Source organism: Pedobacter sp. N36a, assembly GCF_014472395.1.
GTDB lineage: Bacteria > Bacteroidota > Bacteroidia > Sphingobacteriales > Sphingobacteriaceae > Pedobacter.
In genome coordinates, this window is sequence record NZ_JACSZW010000007.1 from 187570 (window position 1) to 206696 (window position 19127).

Here is a 19127-nt window from a genome sequence, read left to right on the forward strand (position 1 = left end):
CGTATGATGGAAAAGAAAGTAAGAGTAAGATTTGCCCCTAGCCCAACAGGCGGGTTGCATTTGGGTGGTGTACGCACCGCTTTGTTTAATTATTTGTTCGCTAAGCAACATAACGGAACCTTTATCCTTAGGGTAGAAGATACCGATCAGACCCGTTTTGTGGAAGGTGCAGAAGCTTATATCGCTTCCTGCCTGGAATGGTGCGGCATGAAACCGGATGAAAGTCCAGAATTGGGGGGGCCATTTGCCCCATATCGCCAAAGCGAGCGTAAATCTACTTACAAACAATATGCAGATCAGCTGATTGCCGATGGTTTTGCTTACTACGCTTTCGATACCCCGGAAGAACTGGATGCTAAACGTAAGGAAATACCTAATTTTACGTATGGTCTATCTACTCGTGGCGACATGAGGAACTCTTTAACTTTAGCGGATGCTGAAGTTGAAGCCCTTTTAGCTGCAAATACACCACATGTGGTCCGCATAAAAATCCCTGCTGATGAAACCGTTTCTTTTACTGATTTAATCAGAGGTCATGTGAGTTTTGATACGAATCTGGTAGATGATAAGGTATTATTGAAGGCTGACGGCATGCCAACCTATCATTTGGCAGTAGTTGCAGACGATAAAGCGATGGAAATCAGTCATATTTTTAGAGGTGAAGAATGGTTGCCATCTGCACCAATTCATGTGCTCCTTTGGAGATACCTGGGTTGGGACGATGAAATGCCGCAATGGGTACATTTACCATTAATTCTTAAACCTGATGGCAATGGAAAGTTGAGTAAACGTGATGGAGATCGCTTAGGCTTCCCTGTTTACGCACAAAACTGGACAGATCCTAAAACCGGCGACCTAACTAAGGGATTCAAAGAACTGGGCTTTATGCCAGAAGCTTTTGTGAATCTTTTGGCCATGTTAGGCTGGAATGATGGTACGGAAAACGAAATTTTTTCTATGGCGGAGCTGATTGAAAAGTTCTCTATTGAACGCATCAGTAAAGCAGGGGCAAAATTCGACTATGAAAAAGCGAAGTGGTATAATCACGAGTGGATCAAAAATAGTGCTGCTGCGGTAATCTTGCCAACGGTTAAACAGGCATTTGCTGCGGAGGGAATCGAAATCAATGATGAGACCTATTTAGCAACAGTAATTGACCTGATTAAAGATCGCTGTCACCTGTTAACAGATTTTGTTCCTCAAAGTGCTTACTTTTTTGTGGCCCCAGTAGAATTTGATCTTCCAGCAGTACAGCCAAAATGGTCTGCAGAGAAAGCGGCGTTTTTTAATGCTTATGCAGCAGTCATCACTGATGGACTAACAGCCTCAGAATTAGAAGAAAAGTTCAAAGAACTGGCTGCAGTGCATAGTTTTAAACCTGGTGAATTGATGCTACCTTTCCGCATTATGTTGGTAGGCGGAAAATTCGGTCCGGGTGTATTTGACATCGCTATAGCTCTAGGCGCGACAGAAACTATCCAAAGAATACAACTTGCTTTAACTGCATTTGCATAAAAATAAACTTTTCGTTTAAATTGGTATAACAATTGTCGCAGGTTCTTGTAAACCAATTTAAACGGAATTTATATGCAATGGTTCGGTAAAGGAAGTGGGAATATTGAAGACAGGCGAGGAATGAGCGGTGGCGCCATAGGAGGTGGTATAGGAATCATAGTCGTGATCCTCGGATTGTTCTTCGGACAAGATCTAACAGGCCTAGTGAGTCAGTTGCCAATCGGAGAAACGACTCAGGGAACACCCAAAACAGGGGATCCAACAGATCGAGAAGGAAAATTTGTAGATGGAGTGCTCGCCTCCACAAATCAGGTATGGGAACAGCAATTCCAGGAAATGGGAAAAGTCTATGAGCAACCGAAATTAGTCTTATTTACAAATAATGTACAGTCTGCTTGCGGAAGTGCCAGTGCCGCAGTAGGGCCGTTTTACTGCCCCGGCGATCATAAAGTATACATCGATCTGAGTTTCTATCAGGAATTACAAAACCGTTTCGGTGCCGGAGGCGATTTTGCCCAGGCCTACGTGATTGCCCATGAAGTAGGGCACCATGTTCAGAACCTATTGGGTATTTCAGAAAGAGTACAGCGCGCAAGAGCAACGCTCAGCGAAAAAGAATACAACAGACTTTCCGTAAAATTGGAGTTACAGGCAGATTTCTTCGCCGGTTTATGGGCCAATCATGCTCAAAATTTAAAAGATTTTAAATTAGAGGAGGGCGATCTTGAAGAAGCCATTACGGCTGCAAATGCAATAGGAGACGATAAATTGCAGAAACAGGCTCAAGGAGAGGTCGTACCCGATGCCTTTACCCATGGTACTTCAGCCCAAAGAATGTATTGGTTTAAAAAGGGTTTTGATACCGGCGATTTCCGTCAAGGTGATACTTTTAATTCCACTCCACTCTAAGAATCTTGTAAGTTTGAAGAATAAAACATGTCTAAACATGTTTTATTCTTCAAACTTACATAAATTAGCAAAAGACTATTTGCACAATTATGCATTGGCAGCTGATGATTCAGTCGCCCTATTTATTTAAGAATGATACTAATTGTAGATGATACCCCCGAGAACCTGATCTCATTAAAAAAGGTTCTGGAGAAACATAATTTTGAAGTAGATACCGCATCATCAGGAGAAGAGGCCTTAAAAAAAGTTCTTAAAAACGAATACGTCCTGATTATCCTTGATGTACAAATGCCTGGAATGGATGGTTTCGAGGTTGCTGAGGCCATTTCTGGTTATAGTAAGGCAAAAGAGACTGCGATTATTTTCCTTTCTGCAGCAAATACGGAAACAAAGTTTATTACCAAAGGATATTCTTCCGGTGGATTGGACTATATCACTAAACCCGTAGATATGGACATTCTGCTGTTAAAAGTGAAAACCTTTTACCGCATTTATGAGCAAAGCAGAAAGCTGATCGAAATTCAAAAAGCTTTACTGGACGAGATTGAGTTCAGAAAACAAGCCGAGCGTAAAAAAGATGAATTCATTAGTATTGCGAGTCATGAGTTAAAAACCCCGCTTACCAGTGTTAAAGGATATGTTCAATTGCTCGAAAGGAGTATTGATAAAGGGGATGTTCCTACTTTAAAAAAGCATTTGGCGAAAGCTCAGGTGCAATTGGAAAAGTTAAATGAACTCATTACGGATCTGCTTGATATTTCTAAAATCGAAAGTGGTAAACTAAAGTTCAACAAACAGCCGTTTGTTTTAGATGATTTGCTCGACAGTGTGATCGAGATTATTCACCAATCTAATCCGGAATTTAAACTGCTAAAAACAGGTACGGTAAGCAGGGAAATCTGTGGAGATGAAATGCGTATTGAACAGGTGATCATTAACTTTTTAACCAATGCTATAAAATATTCGCCGGGAACCTCAGAAGTACACATCAATGTCGAAGATCGTGGAGAAAGTGTATATGTAGGGGTCAGAGATTTTGGAATTGGCATTGATGAGGAACTGCAGAAGAACGTATTTGAAAAGTTTTATCGGGTAGAAGAAACCGCCATTCATTTCCAGGGACTAGGTATTGGCCTTTACATTTCTGCCGAAATTATCACAAGACATGGTGGTGAGGTAGGCGTGAAAAGTATCCCTGGTGAAGGGTCAGAATTTTATTTTAATATTCCATTTAATGCTATATCCGAAAAGGATTAAAAAGAAAATTAATTATGCTGAAAAATAAGCAACGATCTTTAAGAGGAAAACTCCGTGTTGGATTAGGGCTATCATTATTGATACTGTTTATCAGTTCTATGGCCTCTTATCAAAGTATTACCAGTCTGATTCGTAGTGCGGATATGGTGCACCATAGTAATGAAGTGATTACCGGACTGGAAGAGATTATTTCTACCCTCAAAGATGCGGAGACCGGACAACGGGGATACTTATTGACGGGTGAAACGGTATTTTTAGATCCCTATAATGGAGCGAAACAACGCGCTACGGCCTTACTTGAAAGTATAAAATACTTAACCAGAGATAATTCCTTGCAGCAAAAACAAGTGGCTAAACTAGAGGAGATCATTACTGGAAGGCTGGGTATACTTGAAAAAACCATTTCTATCAAGGAAAGAGGAGGGAGTGTGAGTGTTTCTGAACTCCTTAATGGGAAGAAATATATGGATAGCGCCCGTGCGGTGATTTCCAGTATGGAAAAGGAAGAAAAGCGATTGCTGGAAGATCGTACGGCGAGCATGAATAACCTGTCTAAATATACACCAATGCTCATCGTATTGGCTGCCTTGTTAGCCATTATAATCACCATCTTCTTTTACCGTAAAGTGATCTTTGACTTTAATGAGCGATTGAAGCTGGAAGAAGAGTTAAAGAAGAAAAATGAGGATATTGACCGTAGGATAGAAGAGGTTCGTCATGTTGCTGGACAAATTTCCAATGGTGATTATGACGTTAGAGCAGATGAAGAAGGTAAAGACGGACTGGGAGGGGTAGCGCTATCGCTCAATGCCATGGCCGAATCTCTAAAATATTCTTTCTCCCTCCTGGCAGATAAGGAATGGCTGCAATCTGGGATTGCCAGTCTGAACGATCAGATGGTGGGCGAAAAAAGTGTTCCTGAACTTGCAAATGATGTCCTGGAATGTACAGTTGCCCACACCAATAGCCACGTGGCTGCTTTCTATTTATTGGAAGAGGATAGTCACCTGGAGTTGATTGCAGGCTATGCGCTGCTGGAAAGAGAGCGACAGCAATCTTTAAGATTGGGTGAAGGTCTTGCCGGGCAAGCCTGGAAATCTGCTAAACAGATTTTAATCAATGACATTCCTGATGAAGAATTAACCATCAGCTATGCTGCCGGCAATACTAAGCCGCGTAATGTAGTTGCGGTTCCTGTTTTCCGTCATGACGAATTGGTGGGCGTATTGGAATTGGGTTCTTTAAATACGTATAGCCCATTACAATTGGAGTTCATCAAAGCGATTTCTACCAATATAGGCATCGCCATTCATGTGTCTCAAAACCGCAAAAAACTTCAGGAATTTTTGGAAGAAACGCAGGCACAGGCAGAAGAACTCCAAGCACAGCATAGCGAACTGGAGGGCTTAAATGCTGAATTGGAAGCACAGACTCAGAAAATACAAACCTCAGAGGAGGAGCTGCGGGTGCAGCAGGAAGAGCTTTTACAAAGCAATCAGGAATTAGAAGAACGTACCAGTTTACTGGAAGAAAAAAATCAACTGATTCAGGAACGGAATCTGGACATCCAGCAAAAAGCAGAACAGCTGGAGCAAAGCACAAAATATAAATCGGAATTCCTGGCCAATATGTCTCATGAATTGAGGACACCATTGAATTCTATCCTGCTGCTTTCTAAGCTGATGTCTGATAATAAGGACCTGGACGAAGAGTATATTGAGTATGCGGAGGTGATCCAAAGCTCCGGACAAGGGCTATTAGCATTGATTGATGAAATCCTCGACCTCTCTAAAATTGAGGCTGGAAAGATGAAACTGGAATTTGCTGAGGTGCCAATGACTGAAGTCGCGGCTGATATGCGCGCTTTATTCTCGCCTTTGGCTTCCGATAAAAAATTGGAGCTGGAATTGGAGCTGGAACCAGATTTACCATTGGTAGAAACAGACAAAATGCGACTGGAACAAGTGCTGAAAAACCTGCTTTCCAATGCGATTAAGTTTACCAGCAAAGGAAAAGTCAGCATGAACATCAAAAAAGAGGCAAATGGTAAGTTCCTGCTATTTAGGGTAAAGGATACTGGAATCGGAATTCCTGCCAATAAACAGGCCATGATCTTTGAAGCTTTCCAACAGGCCGATGGCTCTACGCGACGCAATTTTGGAGGTACAGGGCTTGGACTTTCAATTAGTCGAGAGTTGGCGAAATTGCTGGGTGGCGAAATACAGTTGAGCAGTCAGGAGCAAGTGGGCAGTGAGTTTACCCTGAAGTTACCAATTAAACAAGCGGATGCCTTAGTTTCTGGTTTCGGTGAGACGGATGCGGTAGCGATTGTAAAGCCAATATTCTCTGAATCATTCGTAGAAGCACCTATAGCACGTTTTACAGTGCAAAACATTCCTCAGGAGATTGCCGACGACAGGGATGATATCCAGCCTGGTGATAAGGTGATCCTGATCGTTGAGGATGATACTAATTTTGCAAAAACACTGCTGCAGTTTACCAGAAAGCGTGGTTATAAAGGAATTGTAGCAGTAAGAGGCGATGTAGGTATCGAACTGGCCAATCTATATAAACCACTGGCGATTTTACTGGATATTCAACTTCCGGTAAAAGATGGCTGGCAGGTAATGGAAGAGCTAAAATCTAACCCCGAAACCAGACCGATTCCTGTACATATCATGTCTTCTCTGGAAGTGAAAAAGGAAAGTCTGCTGAAAGGGGCTGTTGACTTTATCAATAAACCGGTAGCACTGGAACAGATCAAGAATATTTTCCAGAAACTCGAAGATGCTTTTAGCCGCTCTCCGAAAAAAGTACTGATTGTCGAGGAAAATAAACAGCATGCCGAAGCATTGAGCTTCTTCCTCAGCAATTATAACATCCAAACAGAAGTAGTCAATAACGTAGGTGAAAGTATTGGCGCATTACATAAAAATGAGGTCGATTGTGTGATTCTGGACATGGGGATCCCGGATAAGAATGCCTATGAGACCTTGGAAACTATAAAAAAGAGCGAAGGATTGGAGAATTTGCCGATCATCATTTTTACAGGTAAAAACCTGTCGAAAGGAGAGGAAATAAGGATCAAGCAATACGCCGATTCTATCGTTGTAAAAACCGCACATTCTTATCAGAGAATCCTAGATGAAGCCGGTTTGTTCCTTCACCTGGTGGAAGAAAAAGAAACAGAAGGTAAGCATAATCATAAAAAACAGGCTACTGAGCAACTTGGCGGTCTATATGAAGTCCTCAACAATAAAACGGTTTTAATTGCCGATGATGATGTGAGGAATATTTTCTCACTCACCAAAGCATTAGAGCAGCATAAGATGAATGTTTTGGCGGCTACGGATGGAAAGGAAGCCCTGCAGCTGCTTAAGGACAATCCAACAGTAGACATTGTACTTATGGACATGATGATGCCGGAGATGGACGGATATGAAAGTACCAGGGAGATTAGAAAGATTCCTGCCTTCAAACAATTGCCAGTCCTGGCTGTTACTGCGAAAGCAATGATGGGCGACCGGGAAAAGTGTATTGCAGCGGGTGCTTCTGACTATATTTCTAAACCGGTAGACATCGATCAGCTCATCTCCTTGCTCAGGGTATGGCTTTATGATAAAGCGTAAATTGAAAAAGGTTTAAATGTAATGCTCAATTGTTTTTGATATATGGCAGATAATAAAATATTAATAGTAGACGACGATAACAGGAATATATTTGCGCTTTCGGCAGTGTTGAAGTCAAAAGGTTTTCAATGTGTTTCGGCAATAGGTGGAGAAGAAGGATTGGATTTGCTGAAAAAAGAGAAAGGAATAGCAGTGGTTTTAATGGACATGATGATGCCTGGAATGGATGGGTATCAGGCCATGGCGCAAATGAGTAGACATCCGGAGCTAAAAGAGATCCCGGTGATTGCCGTAACTGCACAAGCCATGTTGGGAGATAGAGAACGATGCCTCAATGCAGGTGCTATTGGCTATGTTTCTAAACCAATCAATGTGGACGAATTAACAGACCTGCTAAAGCTTTATATCTAACCTATTTTGGAAATTTCTGCTGTTAATGACGATCAGGTTGAAATCCTGCTTACAGACCTCCTGGAGCAATATGGGTACGATTTTACCGGGTATTCTAAGGCTTCTTTAAAAAGAAGAGTCAACCGCTTATATACCCTGGATAAATCACTCAGCTTTGCTGAATTTCGGTATAAAGTAAACAATGACCCCCTCTATTTTAAACGTTTTGTAGAACAGATCACGGTAAATGTGACGGAAATGTTTCGTGATCCACAGTTTTTTAAAACACTGAGAGAACAGGTATTGCCCCAATTGGGTACCTATCCCTTTATTCGGATCTGGCTGGCAGGATGTTCCACCGGAGAAGAAGCTTACTCTATTTCCATTCTTTTAAAAGAACTGAATTTACTGCATAAATCATTGATTTATGCCACGGATTTAAACCCAACAGTGCTCGAAAAAGCCGCTCAGGGGATGTTTGCCCTGTCGCAAATGAAACAATACTCGGAGAATTACATTGCCGCCGGCGGAACACAGGATTTTTCCAGTTACTACAGTGCCAATTATTCTCTGGCCAAATTTGATGATGAGCTGAAAAGTAAAATCATCTTTTCTACACATAACCTGGTTTCAGACCATTCATTCAATGAATTTCAGTTGATCCTATGTCGAAATGTCCTGATCTATTTTGACCGCGACCTGCAAAATAAAGTCCTTGAACTCTTTGATGATAGTCTGGAAGATCTGGGATATCTTGCATTAGGAACAAAAGAAACCATTGAATTTTCAGATATTCACAAACAATATAAACGATTACCGGCAAACAAAATCTGGAGGAAACAACGCTAATGAAGAAGTGTAAGGCATTTATAATCGGCGGTTCCGCAGGAAGCCTGGAAGTACTATTAAAGGTCTTGCCAGCTCTAGATCCTAGCCTTTCCTTTCCGATTGTTATTGTGATACACCGAAAACACGGGGCAGATTCTTTGTTGCCAGGCCTCCTTTCCTCCAGGACAGCAATGCCAGTTAAGGAAGTTGATGAGAAAGAAATGATGGTTCCTGGATCCATTTATATTGCCCCCTCAGATTATCACTTACTCATTGAAATGGACTGCACTTTCTCCCTGGACTACTCGGAAAAGGTGAATTATTCCAGGCCGGCGATTGATGTGACCTTCCAAACCGCAGCAGAAGCTTTGAAAGAGGAGCTCGTTTGCCTGCTGCTTTCCGGCTCTAATGCCGATGGTGTAAATGGCTTGGCGACCGTAAAACAATGGGGCGGAATAGCTGTAATTCAGGATCCAGACTCTGCTCAAGTGGCCTATATGCCAGAACAGGCAAGAAAAAATGTGCAGATAGATCGTATCTTGCGCATTGAAGAAATTGCAGCGTTTATAAATTTACTAAGCTAGAAATAACAATATAAATAAATGGGGAATTCAAAAAAGGTTTTTGTGTTTGATGACAATGCGGATATTTTGGAACTGTGTACGATCATTCTGGAAGATGCAGGCTATGAGATTAAGACCTCTGCGACCTCTAACCAGATCATTGATCAGGTGATGGCCTATATGCCCGATATCATCTTTATGGACAATTGGCTGCCAGATGTGGGCGGCATTGATGCCACAAGGGAATTGAAAGGCGATGAGCGCCTGAAAAATATTCCCGTGATTTACTTCACCGCGAATAATGACGTGAAATCTCTGGCAGAACAAGCTGGAGCGGATGGCTATCTATCTAAACCTTTTGATATTCAAGAACTGGAAGACATCATTGAAAAACACTTAAAGGGTTAGTTTTTCCCATAAAAAAAGGGCAATAACCATCAAGGTTACTGCCCTTTTTTTATGGGAAAAGTCAGAGGCTTTTACTTTACGCCCAGCACATCTACACCCTGCTCAAAAATCACATCCACAGGAATGCCTTTTTGCGTCAGTTTGTCTAAGTCTTTTTGTAGTTCAGGACTAATCACCGCATGCTCTTTTTGGACCTTCGCTACAGCAGCTTTATCGCCATTTCCCTGAAGGGTAATGATCAGCTTACTCAGCTTGTTCATCGCCGTTTCAAATTTCGTGTAATCTACTTTATAGGTACCATTCTCATTTCTGATAAAAGCGCCATTCTCTTTGAAGAAGTTGAAACATTGCATATTGGCTTTACCATGTGCACTAGCAGCGCCAAACCTTACTGAACGTAGGATACCTGCCATATATGTCGTATAGAAAGTCTTTAAATCACCTTCCAGCTCGCCTTTTTTAAGTAACCCTGTGACCATATAAAGGCCAAGTACGTCGGCTTTGCCTTCTTCTAACCAGGAGTATTGTTCCTGTAAAGCTTCTTTTACGAAGCCTTTGCCATTTACGGTGTTCTTGATTCCTAAGCCATGTGCAACCTCATGGAACATCACATTGGCAAAGAAAGCATCGAAATTGATGTATTGCTGCTGGTCTTTGTCGATCAGTTCTTTTGAAATTGGTACCAGAATCTTGTCGAACTTTGCTTTCATGGCATTTTTCAATTGAGAACGTCTCGTGCCTTTTTTCTGTTGAATGATTTCATCATTCGGCAGGTTTACGGCAATCGTTTTTGATCCCGCATTACAATCTCCAGCATAGTAAACGACATCATAAGCGTTCAGTTCGGAGTCTGTTCCTGGTTTTTCTTTTTTATACTTTGCATCAACTGGCAGGCCTTCCTGTAATTGAGGCAGCATGGCTACATATTTAGCCAATCGTTTACTCCAAACTTTATCTTTTACCAAGACATAAGCTTCATAAGAAGCTCTGGCATTGAATAATTTATCTTCATAATTTTCAATTGGGCCAATGATGATGTCCAGGTTATTGGTTTTCATGTCTAACCAGGCATAATCACTTGCGGTAAAATTATCTGAAGTTAGGGCATCTGCACGCAGGTTCAGGTATTTTTTGAATCCTGCATCTTCCGTTAATAAAGCGGCTTGTTTCAGTAATGAAGAAGCATTTTGCAGCTCTGAAGCGAACAATACATGGTATGGGATTTCAGTTAATTTTCCAGTACTATCTTTCTGGATCACTGAATATTGGTTGAATTTACCTTTAAGGTCTGATTTTTCCAGTTGCTCTTTCGTCATCCCAGCAGGGTAAAACGTAGCCCCATCAGGTTTTGCGCCGACGCCGGCAATAAATGGTTTATCTCCGTTTAAGCGATCCCATGGGCCATAATTGATCCATACAAAAGCCTTGGTTTTTTCATCTTTTATGGTGCTTAATAAGCTGTCGCGCTGAGGATAAGCCTGTTTCCAGAACAAATCATCCATAATCTGTGCAGCCTGAATCAATAAAGGCAAGATCTTACGGTCGGTGGCGGATAAATCGTTCAGGTTGGTGCTCAGTTTCACTTTCTCATAAATGGCAATCCGCTCGTTTACGTAACGCTGCAAGCTGTCTTCACTGGAAGTGACTTCTTTGGCATGGGTATTGGTGTTTCCCTGAGGATTACTACAAGACGAAATCCCTGTAGCGATCGCGCATCCGGCAATAATAAGCGTTAATTTGCTTAAGTTCTTCATATTGATCTTTGTTTTTTATCGGTAGCAAAGTTACATCAAATGCGGGCATTTTTGTCGTTTTCCTGCATTGATCTGAGTATAAGATGGCAACTAAATTAGTAAAAAATAGTAATTTTACCACTTCTATCCCCTCCACTATGATACAAACCTTTCAAATTAAAAGCTCAGGCTTACTGATGGCTGCCTTATTTTTTATGGCTTCCTGTTCGACAAATAAGTACGCAGTGACGAATAAAATTTATAAAGATCAGGCCACTGGATTTGCCGAAATTATCAAATCAACACCCCCGGTAAAGCAGAGCAAAGAGACGCTGGATCCTACGATGCAAGACTGGATTGGTTCTGTAAATTTCGGAATGCGCCGCCCAAACTTTGTGATTTTGCACCATACTGCACAGGACTCCCTGAACCAAACGGTGAAAACTTTTCTGAATAAAAAAGCTGAAGTAAGCGCACATTATGTGATTGGTAGAGAGGGTAAGGTGGTTCAGATGGTGAACGAATACCTGCGTTCTAACCATGCAGGAGTGGGGAAATGGGGCAATGATACTGATCTGAATTCTTCTTCGATTGGTATTGAGCTGGACAATAATGGTAAAGAGCCATTTGCAGACGCACAAATGAAAAGCCTGGTGGCACTTTTAGGTGCACTAAAGAAAAAATATAACATTCCTACAGCCAACTTTATTGGCCATTCTGATGTGGCGCCAAGACGTAAAGTAGACCCTTTAAACTTCCCCTGGAAAGTTTTAGCGAAGAAAGGATTCGGATTATGGTATGATGATGTGTTAAAAATGCCACCGGTAGATTTTAATGCAGAACTGGCATTGAGAGCAATTGGATACAATGTGAGCAATGTCAGCTCGGCGATAGTGGCCTTTAAAATCCATTTCGTGCAAACCGACGTCACACCGATACTGACGCCGGCAGATAAACTGATTTTATACAATCTATACGCTAAGTACTTGTAAGCTGCTTTTTAGCCTCCTTCGTGAGGAAGGCAAAGAAGAATTTTTAAGATATAAAAAGGCCAGATTAGCGCTAATACCGCTAATCTGGCCTTTTTATATTTTACTCTTTTTTAAGGATTGATTTTATTTTTTTGCTTTCGCCCAGGCATCCTTCAATCCAACCGTACGGTTAAAGATCAAATGATCCGGAGTAGATTCCTGATCTACACAGTAATAACCTTTACGGATAAACTGGTATCTCGAATCCAGGTCTGCACTGGCTAAATAAGGCTCGATATAAGCTTCTTTAATCACTTCAACGCTATCTGGGTTCAGGTAATCTTTGAAATCACCTTCTTCAGAGTCTGGAGATTCTACGGTAAATAAACGATCATAAGATCTGATTTCTGCTTTTTTAGCATGGTGGGTACTTACCCAGTGAATCGTTCCTTTTACATTGATACCGCTGGTATCTTCGCCGCTTTTCGATTCCGGGATATAGGTACAATGTACCTCAGTGACATTGCCTTCTGAATCTTTAACGAAGTTTTCACATTGTACGATGTACGCATGTTTCAATCTTACGGTAGCACCAGGCGCAAGTCTGAACCATTTTTTAGCTGGTTCTTCCATGAAATCTTCGCGCTCAATCCAAAGCTCATTGCTGAAAGGAATGGCTCTGATTCCCCCTTTATCTTCTGCTTCAGGGTTGTTTTCGCCGTTTAAGGTTTCTTCTTGTCCTTCAGGATAATTGGTAATGATCAGTTTAATCGGGTCTAAAACCGCCATCACTCTGTTCGCTATTTTATTCAGGTGCTCACGTACGCAGAATTCCAATAAGCTCAGTTCGATCAGGTTTTCTCTTTTAGCAATACCGATTCTTTCACAGAATTCACGGATACTTTCAGGCGTATATCCTCTTCTTCTTAAGCCACTGATGGTAGGCATGCGTGGATCGTCCCATCCGGTAACTACGCCTTCATTTACCAATTGAAGCAATTTTCTCTTGCTCATCACGGTATATGTAAGGTTTAAACGGGCAAATTCATATTGTTTAGAAGGGAAAATTTCCAGGTGCTCAATGAACCAATCGTACAGTTCACGGTGAGATACATACTCTAAAGTACAGATCGAATGTGTGATTTGCTCAATGCTGTCACTCTGCCCGTGCGCAAAGTCGTACATCGGATAGATACACCATTTATTCCCTGTACGGTGATGTTCTGCATGTTTGATGCGGTAAATAATCGGATCGCGCATGATCATATTCGGACTAGACATATCTGCCCTCGCTCTTAAGATGCGTGCGCCGTCAGGGAATTCACCAGCTTTCATACGGCTAAACAAGTCCAGGTTCTCTGCAATGCTGCGGGAACGGTATGGGCTGTCTTTACCAGGTTCTGTAGGGGTTCCTTTCAAGGCTGCGATTTCTTCAGCAGTGCTGTCGTCGATATAAGCCAGGCCTTTTTCAATCAGTTTAACTGCGAAATCGTATAGTGTATCAAAGTAATCTGAAGTATACAGTTCGTTTTTCCACTCAAAACCAAGCCATTTAATGTCTTCTTGCTGGCTATCTACGTATTCGGTTTTCTCAGTTACTGGATTGGTATCATCAAACCTAAGGTTTGTATAGCCACCATATTTTTTAGTCAGACCGAAGTTCAGGCAAATCGCCTTTGCGTGTCCGATATGTAAATAACCATTGGGTTCAGGTGGAAAACGAGTAACTAGGGTCTCGTATTTTCCACTTTTCAAATCGTTTTCAATGATCTCTTCAATAAAGTTCAATGATCTTTCCTCACTCATAAAAACTGTAAATTTAGTCTTCAAAGTTAACATAAAACCGCTAATTTACTTACATTTACAACCTACTATTCGTATATTTTATGAGCAAGACATTAAACAGACCCGTTCGGGTTTTAGTGGCTAAAGTTGGATTGGATGGGCACGATAGGGGGGCAAAGGTAATTGCCACTTCCTTGCGGGATGCTGGCATGGAAGTGATTTATACTGGCCTTCGTCAAACACCAGAGATGGTGGTAAACACCGCTTTACAGGAAGATGTGGACGCTATTGGGGTCTCGATTTTATCTGGAGCTCACATGACCGTGTTCCCTAAAATAGTAGAAATCATGAAACAGAAGGGAGTGACCGATATTTTGCTGACCGGCGGTGGGATCATTCCTGAGAGCGACATGGACAAGTTAAAAGCAATTGGTGTCGGGGAATTGTTTGCTCCTGGAACTACCATGGAAACGATCACCAATTACATCAAAGATTGGGTAACTGAAAATAGAAATTTCTAACCTCCTTAACCGCATAAACAGACCTTATATGGCTTATCAAAATCTTCTATCAGAAATCAGAGAATCGGTATTATATGTGACGATTAACAGGGAACAAAAGTTGAATGCGCTCAATAAGGATACTTTGTCCGAATTGGCTGCTGTGATTGCTGATGCTGCGCAGAACGCTAAAGTGCGTGCAGTGCTGCTTACTGGTGCCGGACCAAAAGCTTTTGTTGCCGGAGCTGATATTTCAGAATTTGCCGCTTATTCAGGTGAAGAAGGAGAAGCGCTGGCTAGAAATGGACAGCACCAGGTATTTGATGCGATTGAAAATTGTCCGAAACCGGTGATTGCCGCAATTAACGGATTTGCATTAGGCGGTGGATTGGAACTGGCTATGGCCTGCCACATTCGAATTGCCTCGGAAAATGCAAAATTGGGATTGCCGGAAGTGACTTTAGGTTTGATTCCAGGTTATGGTGGTACTCAGCGACTAACGCAATTGGTGGGAAAAGGAAAAGCAATAGAATTGATCACCACTGCAGACATGATCAGTGCTGCGGAAGCCGAGAAAATTGGCCTTGTCAATCATGTCGTTCCTGCAGAAGAATTGCTCACAAAAGCGGAAGAAATTCTATCAAAAATTAAGCAGCGAGCACCACTCGCAATTGGGAGTGCCATTCGCGCTGTAAATGCCGCCTTCCGACAGGATGAAAATGGCTTCGAAGCGGAGATCAAAGAGTTTGGTAAGTGTTTTGATACAGAAGACTTTAAAGAAGGTACTTCTGCATTTTTAGAAAAAAGAAAAGCAGCGTTTTTAGGGAAATAATCGCGTTTTGTACATATTTAAGGCCCATTTGACACGACTTCAATGGGCTTTTTTAATGGATAAAAACTGACCTTTTTATAGGTCGGAGGATTAAAAAGTGTAGAAAATTTTTCCCATACGAAAAAAGTATTTATATTTATCTGGTTATAATACAGTAAACTATTTAATTTCCCTATGAGAAAAATATTGATTGTTGACGACGAAATAAACATTGGTTTATTACTTTCTAAGTTTTTAACCAGAAATTCGTTTAGCGTCTCAACAGCTACAAGTGGTGTTTCAGCGATGGAATATCTGGCAAAGGAAAGCTATGATTTGGTTTTGTGTGACTACCGTCTGGAAGATACGGACGGGAAAGAAATGCTGATCAAGATCAAAGAAAGCTATCCCGGCACTGGAGTAATCATTATTACAGGATATTCAGATATTAAACTAGCTGTAGAACTCATTAAGCTGGGCGCCTACGATTATATCACCAAGCCTCTGTATCCAGATGAAATCTTAAATACCATCAATAAGGCTATTGATACCCAAACTGCTTTGAATGACAATAGGCTGGAAATTCCAGCAGAAATGCCAAAGCAAAAGGGACAAAAGCAGACCTATAGTCATGCGGAGAATTTTGTGATCGGCGCAAGCGGCGCTTCCAAGGAACTGCAAAGACAGATTCACCTGGTTGCACCCACCACTTACAGTGTCATCCTGACTGGTGAAAGTGGGACTGGAAAAGAGTCGGTGGCCATGGCCATTCACTTGAACAGCCCACGTAAAGATTTACCTTTTGTGGCCATGGACTGCGGTTCACTGACCAAAGAGCTGGCAGGAAGTGAATTTTTCGGTCATGAAAAAGGATCTTTTACTGGCGCATTATATACTAAAATAGGGCACTTTGAAATGGCAAATGGAGGTACTTTGTTTTTGGATGAAGTTGGAAACCTTTCTTATGAGATTCAGGCGGCCTTATTGAGGACAGTGCAGGAACGAAAGATCAAAAGAATCGGCAGTACCAAAGAAATTGAACTGGATGTAAGGATCATCGTGGCCACGAATGAAAATCTGGCAGATGCAATTCAAAAAGGGAAATTCAGGGAAGATTTATACCATAGGTTTAATGAATTTTCTTTGAGCTTGCCGCCATTAAGACAGCGTGGGAATGACATTATGGTGTTCGCACATACGTTCTTAAAAGGAGCAAATGAGGAGTTAAACCGCAAGATTCACGGCTTCTCTCCAGAAGTGGAAGAGTGCTTTATGACTTATAACTGGCCAGGAAACGTAAGAGAGCTGAAAAATGTGGTCAGAAGGGCATCCTTGCTGACGGAAACGCAGGAAATTCAATTGAAAGCACTGCCATTGGAAATCTCTACTTATGCCAAAGCTTCCGCCATGGAGACCTCTATTGCACGTACAGAAAAACCTCGTGACCTTAAAAATGCGGCTTTAGAAGCAGAATATGAGGCGATTTTGAAAGTATTGAGAGAAGTGAATTTTAACAAAACTAAAGCAGCTAAAATCCTGAATATCGATAGGAAAACACTGTATAATAAAATGAGAGCTATCAATTTGGAAGGTTAAACGCGAATGTCTTTATTCACCCATAAACAACGGAATAACATCAATCTGGTGATTATCATTGCCTTGGGTTGTTTAATTGCTTATTCTATACAGGGAATCTTTGGATCAATTTTAAGTACCCTGGTGTTGTTTACGATATTAAGACCCGCTTATATCTACCTGGTAGAAGAGAAGAAATGGAATAGACGTCTTTCTGCTCTTCTGCTATTGTTTGCTTCCGTGCTCGTGCTGATTCTTCCGTTTTATGCCTTAAGCACGATGGTGATCGAGAAAATTGCAGAACTGCAAAGCGATCATATTTATTTTAAAAACATGCTCTTCAAGCTAAAGCACTTGATTCCGCTCAATAGCGATTTCCAGAATCTGGTAGAAGAGGGTATGAAAAAAGCTGGAACCTGGGCTACAGAGCTCTTCCCCTCTTTAATTTCCGGTGCTTTTAACATCATCCTGGGGCTGATCATCATGTATTTCCTCTTGTATTTCATGCTGGTGGAGCGCGAAACGTTTGAAGCTTCATTGATCAAATACGCACCTTTCCGGGAGCAGAATGCCTATCGTTTTGCGGAAGAAATGAGGAATACCACCTATTCCAATGTATTGGGACAAGGTTTAATTACGATTGTACAGGGCTCATTGGTGAGTCTGGCTTTTTATGTCCTTGGTTATTCTGATCCATTATTCTGGGGTGTGGTGACGATGTTCATCTCCTTTGTACCCGTACTGGGCCCACCAGTAGTTTTTGTGCCTGCCGCGTTATTGCAGCTAGCCAATGGGAACAACTTTGCTGGCTGGGCCATGCTCATCTTTGGATTCGTGGTGATTATCAATATCGATAATGTGCTGCGCTTCATGATCGCCAAAAAAGTTGGAAATATTCACCCCATTATCACCGTAATTGGCGTAGTTATTGGTGTACCCTTATTTGGAATACTAGGCCTGGTCTTCGGTCCGTTGTTATTGTCCTACTTCGTATTATTGATCAAAATATACGAAAGCAGTGCGATGGCGGCGGAAAGATTGGAAAGAATTAAAACAATTTCTGAAGGGGAATCGTTATAATTACTATATTCCAGCATCAACAAAATAAATATTCAACACAAAATGTAAATGTCATGAATGATAATTCAAAAGTATTAATTGGGCTATTGGCCGGTTTAGCTGCAGGTGCTGCACTAGGGTTACTATTTGCTCCAGAAAAAGGCAGTGAAACAAGAGATAAATTAAGCCAGTCCTTGAAAGATCTTGGAGATACGATCAGAGATAAAGCCGCAGATGAAATTAATCAACTGGCGAGCTTAAAAGATAAAGTGGTAGGGACTGTGAAAGAGAAACTTCGTAAAGAAGAAGAAGAATTTGAAGACGATTTAGAACACGCATAGGTAATCCTAAAAGCACATTATAATGCAGGAAAATAAAGAAAAAGATCTGGAAGGACTGGTTGGAGATGCCAAAGCGTATGTAAATACACGATTGGAGTATATCCGTTTATACCTGATTGAGCGGGGCTCAAAAATGTTCGCCGATTTGGTGACTAACGCCGCGGTAGCCATTTGCTTTTTGCTGGCTTTCTTGTTTGGTACCTTTACTTTAGCCCTGTTTTTATCAGATGTATTGGGCAGTTTTACCAGGGGTTTTGGATGCGTAGCATTGATCTACCTGCTATTGGCTGTGATCGTTTATTTTACGAAAGAAAAATATATTGAAAAGGCCATCATTAATTTTACCATCAGACGCTATTTTAATAAACTAGCCGATAAGGAGGAGGAAGAAGATGAACCGAAAGTATAACATCAATAACCTCGAAGATCTACATCTGCAGGTGCGGCTGTTGAAATCTGAATATACTTCAAAGGGAGAGGCGCTGGTTGGGGATTCTAAAAAATACCTCCATCAGTTTACGATCAATGGCTTGATTAAGAAATATGCCACACCATCAGCTTTCCTGAAAATTGATGATAAATTTAACATCAGCAGCAAAGTGCTTTCTATGGCGCTTCCTTTAGTAATGAACAGCACCTTTTTTAAAGGCTCAGGTTTAGTTACAAAGGCTTTGGTAGGCTTAGCCTCGGGTAAGCTTGGAAAGTCGCTGGATGCAGAGCATTTGTCGGCGATATACAATTCGGTAACGGGTTGGTTTAGCAAGTCTAAGAAAACAAAAGAAAAACTACCGCTGGAAGTCGATTACGGCATTCCGCCAGATAGTGAAACCTACTAAGATTACAGATATAAAAA

18 protein-coding genes are annotated in these 19127 nt (G+C 41.4%); 16 read left to right on the top strand and 2 right to left on the bottom strand.

Annotated elements, in window-relative coordinates; translation table 11 throughout:
* Window positions 1–6 precede the first annotated feature (6 nt).
* From gltX to H9X96_RS15470, 8 genes are all read left to right on the top strand, one after another.
* Window positions 7–1515, top strand: a complete 1509-nt coding sequence (gene gltX, locus H9X96_RS15435; protein WP_187667274.1) for a glutamate--tRNA ligase — start codon at window positions 7–9, stop codon at window positions 1513–1515.
* Window positions 1516–1587: 72 nt separating this feature from the next.
* A complete protein-coding gene (locus tag H9X96_RS15440; RefSeq protein ID WP_187667157.1) occupies window positions 1588–2424 on the top strand; it encodes a neutral zinc metallopeptidase in 837 nt (278 codons plus the stop codon).
* A gap of 132 nt (window positions 2425–2556) precedes the next feature.
* The gene (locus H9X96_RS15445) at window positions 2557–3681 is read left to right on the top strand and encodes a hybrid sensor histidine kinase/response regulator (protein WP_187667158.1); all 1125 of its coding nucleotides are present in this window, start codon (window positions 2557–2559) and stop codon (window positions 3679–3681) included.
* A 14-nt stretch (window positions 3682–3695) separates the two neighbouring features.
* Complete coding sequence (locus H9X96_RS15450) at window positions 3696–7310, top strand: response regulator (protein WP_187667159.1); 3615 nt, start codon at window positions 3696–3698, stop codon at window positions 7308–7310.
* A gap of 42 nt (window positions 7311–7352) precedes the next feature.
* The gene (locus tag H9X96_RS15455; RefSeq protein ID WP_187667160.1) at window positions 7353–7721 is read left to right on the top strand and encodes a two-component system response regulator; all 369 of its coding nucleotides are present in this window, start codon (window positions 7353–7355) and stop codon (window positions 7719–7721) included.
* 6 nt (window positions 7722–7727) lie between these two features.
* A complete protein-coding gene (locus H9X96_RS15460; protein ID WP_222943915.1) occupies window positions 7728–8549 on the top strand; it encodes a protein-glutamate O-methyltransferase CheR in 822 nt (273 codons plus the stop codon).
* Window positions 8549–9112 carry a chemotaxis protein CheB gene (locus H9X96_RS15465; RefSeq protein ID WP_187667161.1) on the top strand — a complete coding sequence of 188 codons (564 nt, stop codon included), beginning with the start codon at window positions 8549–8551 and terminating at the stop codon, window positions 9110–9112. The genes H9X96_RS15460 and H9X96_RS15465 overlap by 1 nt, the downstream gene beginning before the upstream one ends.
* A gap of 18 nt (window positions 9113–9130) precedes the next feature.
* A complete protein-coding gene (locus H9X96_RS15470; RefSeq protein WP_187667162.1) occupies window positions 9131–9499 on the top strand; it encodes a response regulator in 369 nt (122 codons plus the stop codon).
* Window positions 9500–9570: 71 nt separating this feature from the next.
* Here the strand turns inward: H9X96_RS15470 and H9X96_RS15475 are convergent, their stop codons facing one another.
* Window positions 9571–11253, bottom strand: coding sequence for a Zn-dependent hydrolase (locus H9X96_RS15475; protein ID WP_187667163.1), 1683 nt, complete (start codon window positions 11251–11253; stop codon window positions 9571–9573).
* Between the two features lie 137 nt (window positions 11254–11390).
* Here H9X96_RS15475 and H9X96_RS15480 point away from each other — a divergent pair, with 137 nt between their 5' ends.
* The gene (locus H9X96_RS15480; RefSeq protein ID WP_187667276.1) at window positions 11391–12224 is read left to right on the top strand and encodes an N-acetylmuramoyl-L-alanine amidase; all 834 of its coding nucleotides are present in this window, start codon (window positions 11391–11393) and stop codon (window positions 12222–12224) included.
* Window positions 12225–12347: 123 nt separating this feature from the next.
* Here H9X96_RS15480 and H9X96_RS15485 read toward each other — a convergent pair whose 3' ends face one another.
* Entirely contained in the window at window positions 12348–14009 is a 1662-nt protein-coding gene (locus H9X96_RS15485) for a glutamine--tRNA ligase/YqeY domain fusion protein (protein WP_187667164.1), read from the bottom strand.
* Window positions 14010–14089: 80 nt separating this feature from the next.
* Between H9X96_RS15485 and H9X96_RS15490 the strand changes: the two genes are divergently transcribed.
* The 7 genes from H9X96_RS15490 (at window position 14090) to H9X96_RS15520 (ending at window position 19110) form a co-directional block, all read left to right on the top strand.
* On the top strand, window positions 14090–14509 hold the full coding sequence (locus H9X96_RS15490) for a cobalamin B12-binding domain-containing protein (RefSeq protein ID WP_187667165.1): 420 nt from the start codon (window positions 14090–14092) through the stop codon (window positions 14507–14509).
* A gap of 28 nt (window positions 14510–14537) precedes the next feature.
* The gene (locus H9X96_RS15495) at window positions 14538–15320 is read left to right on the top strand and encodes an enoyl-CoA hydratase/isomerase family protein (protein ID WP_187667166.1); all 783 of its coding nucleotides are present in this window, start codon (window positions 14538–14540) and stop codon (window positions 15318–15320) included.
* Between the two features lie 174 nt (window positions 15321–15494).
* Window positions 15495–16895: a sigma-54 dependent transcriptional regulator gene (locus H9X96_RS15500; RefSeq protein WP_187667167.1), complete on the top strand. Its 1401-nt coding sequence runs from the start codon at window positions 15495–15497 to the stop codon at window positions 16893–16895.
* Window positions 16896–16901: 6 nt separating this feature from the next.
* On the top strand, window positions 16902–17954 hold the full coding sequence (locus H9X96_RS15505) for an AI-2E family transporter (RefSeq protein ID WP_187667168.1): 1053 nt from the start codon (window positions 16902–16904) through the stop codon (window positions 17952–17954).
* Between the two features lie 53 nt (window positions 17955–18007).
* Entirely contained in the window at window positions 18008–18274 is a 267-nt protein-coding gene (locus H9X96_RS15510) for a YtxH domain-containing protein (protein WP_187667169.1), read from the top strand.
* Between the two features lie 22 nt (window positions 18275–18296).
* Window positions 18297–18683 (top strand): phage holin family protein, encoded by a 387-nt coding sequence (locus H9X96_RS15515; protein WP_187667170.1) that lies wholly within the window; start codon window positions 18297–18299, stop codon window positions 18681–18683.
* On the top strand, window positions 18667–19110 hold the full coding sequence (locus H9X96_RS15520) for a hypothetical protein (RefSeq protein WP_187667171.1): 444 nt from the start codon (window positions 18667–18669) through the stop codon (window positions 19108–19110). Before H9X96_RS15515 ends, H9X96_RS15520 begins: the two co-directional genes overlap by 17 nt.
* Window positions 19111–19127: the final 17 nt, after the last annotated feature.

Excerpts from the sequence above, each read along its gene's own strand:
- gltX (WP_187667274.1), top strand. The coding sequence starts at position 7 with ATGGAAAAGAAAGTAAGAGTAAGATTTGCCCCTAGCCCAACAGGCGGG.
- H9X96_RS15440 (WP_187667157.1), top strand. The coding sequence starts at position 1,588 with ATGCAATGGTTCGGTAAAGGAAGTGGGAATATTGAAGACAGGCGAGGA.
- H9X96_RS15445 (WP_187667158.1), top strand. The coding sequence starts at position 2,557 with ATGATACTAATTGTAGATGATACCCCCGAGAACCTGATCTCATTAAAA.
- H9X96_RS15450 (WP_187667159.1), top strand. The coding sequence starts at position 3,696 with ATGCTGAAAAATAAGCAACGATCTTTAAGAGGAAAACTCCGTGTTGGA.
- H9X96_RS15455 (WP_187667160.1), top strand. The coding sequence starts at position 7,353 with ATGGCAGATAATAAAATATTAATAGTAGACGACGATAACAGGAATATA.
- H9X96_RS15465 (WP_187667161.1), top strand. The coding sequence starts at position 8,549 with ATGAAGAAGTGTAAGGCATTTATAATCGGCGGTTCCGCAGGAAGCCTG.
- H9X96_RS15470 (WP_187667162.1), top strand. The coding sequence starts at position 9,131 with ATGGGGAATTCAAAAAAGGTTTTTGTGTTTGATGACAATGCGGATATT.
- H9X96_RS15475 (WP_187667163.1), bottom strand. The coding sequence starts at position 11,253 with ATGAAGAACTTAAGCAAATTAACGCTTATTATTGCCGGATGCGCGATC.
- H9X96_RS15480 (WP_187667276.1), top strand. The coding sequence starts at position 11,391 with ATGATACAAACCTTTCAAATTAAAAGCTCAGGCTTACTGATGGCTGCC.
- H9X96_RS15485 (WP_187667164.1), bottom strand. The coding sequence starts at position 14,009 with ATGAGTGAGGAAAGATCATTGAACTTTATTGAAGAGATCATTGAAAAC.
- H9X96_RS15490 (WP_187667165.1), top strand. The coding sequence starts at position 14,090 with ATGAGCAAGACATTAAACAGACCCGTTCGGGTTTTAGTGGCTAAAGTT.
- H9X96_RS15495 (WP_187667166.1), top strand. The coding sequence starts at position 14,538 with ATGGCTTATCAAAATCTTCTATCAGAAATCAGAGAATCGGTATTATAT.
- H9X96_RS15500 (WP_187667167.1), top strand. The coding sequence starts at position 15,495 with ATGAGAAAAATATTGATTGTTGACGACGAAATAAACATTGGTTTATTA.
- H9X96_RS15505 (WP_187667168.1), top strand. The coding sequence starts at position 16,902 with ATGTCTTTATTCACCCATAAACAACGGAATAACATCAATCTGGTGATT.
- H9X96_RS15510 (WP_187667169.1), top strand. The coding sequence starts at position 18,008 with ATGAATGATAATTCAAAAGTATTAATTGGGCTATTGGCCGGTTTAGCT.
- H9X96_RS15515 (WP_187667170.1), top strand. The coding sequence starts at position 18,297 with ATGCAGGAAAATAAAGAAAAAGATCTGGAAGGACTGGTTGGAGATGCC.
- H9X96_RS15520 (WP_187667171.1), top strand. The coding sequence starts at position 18,667 with ATGAACCGAAAGTATAACATCAATAACCTCGAAGATCTACATCTGCAG.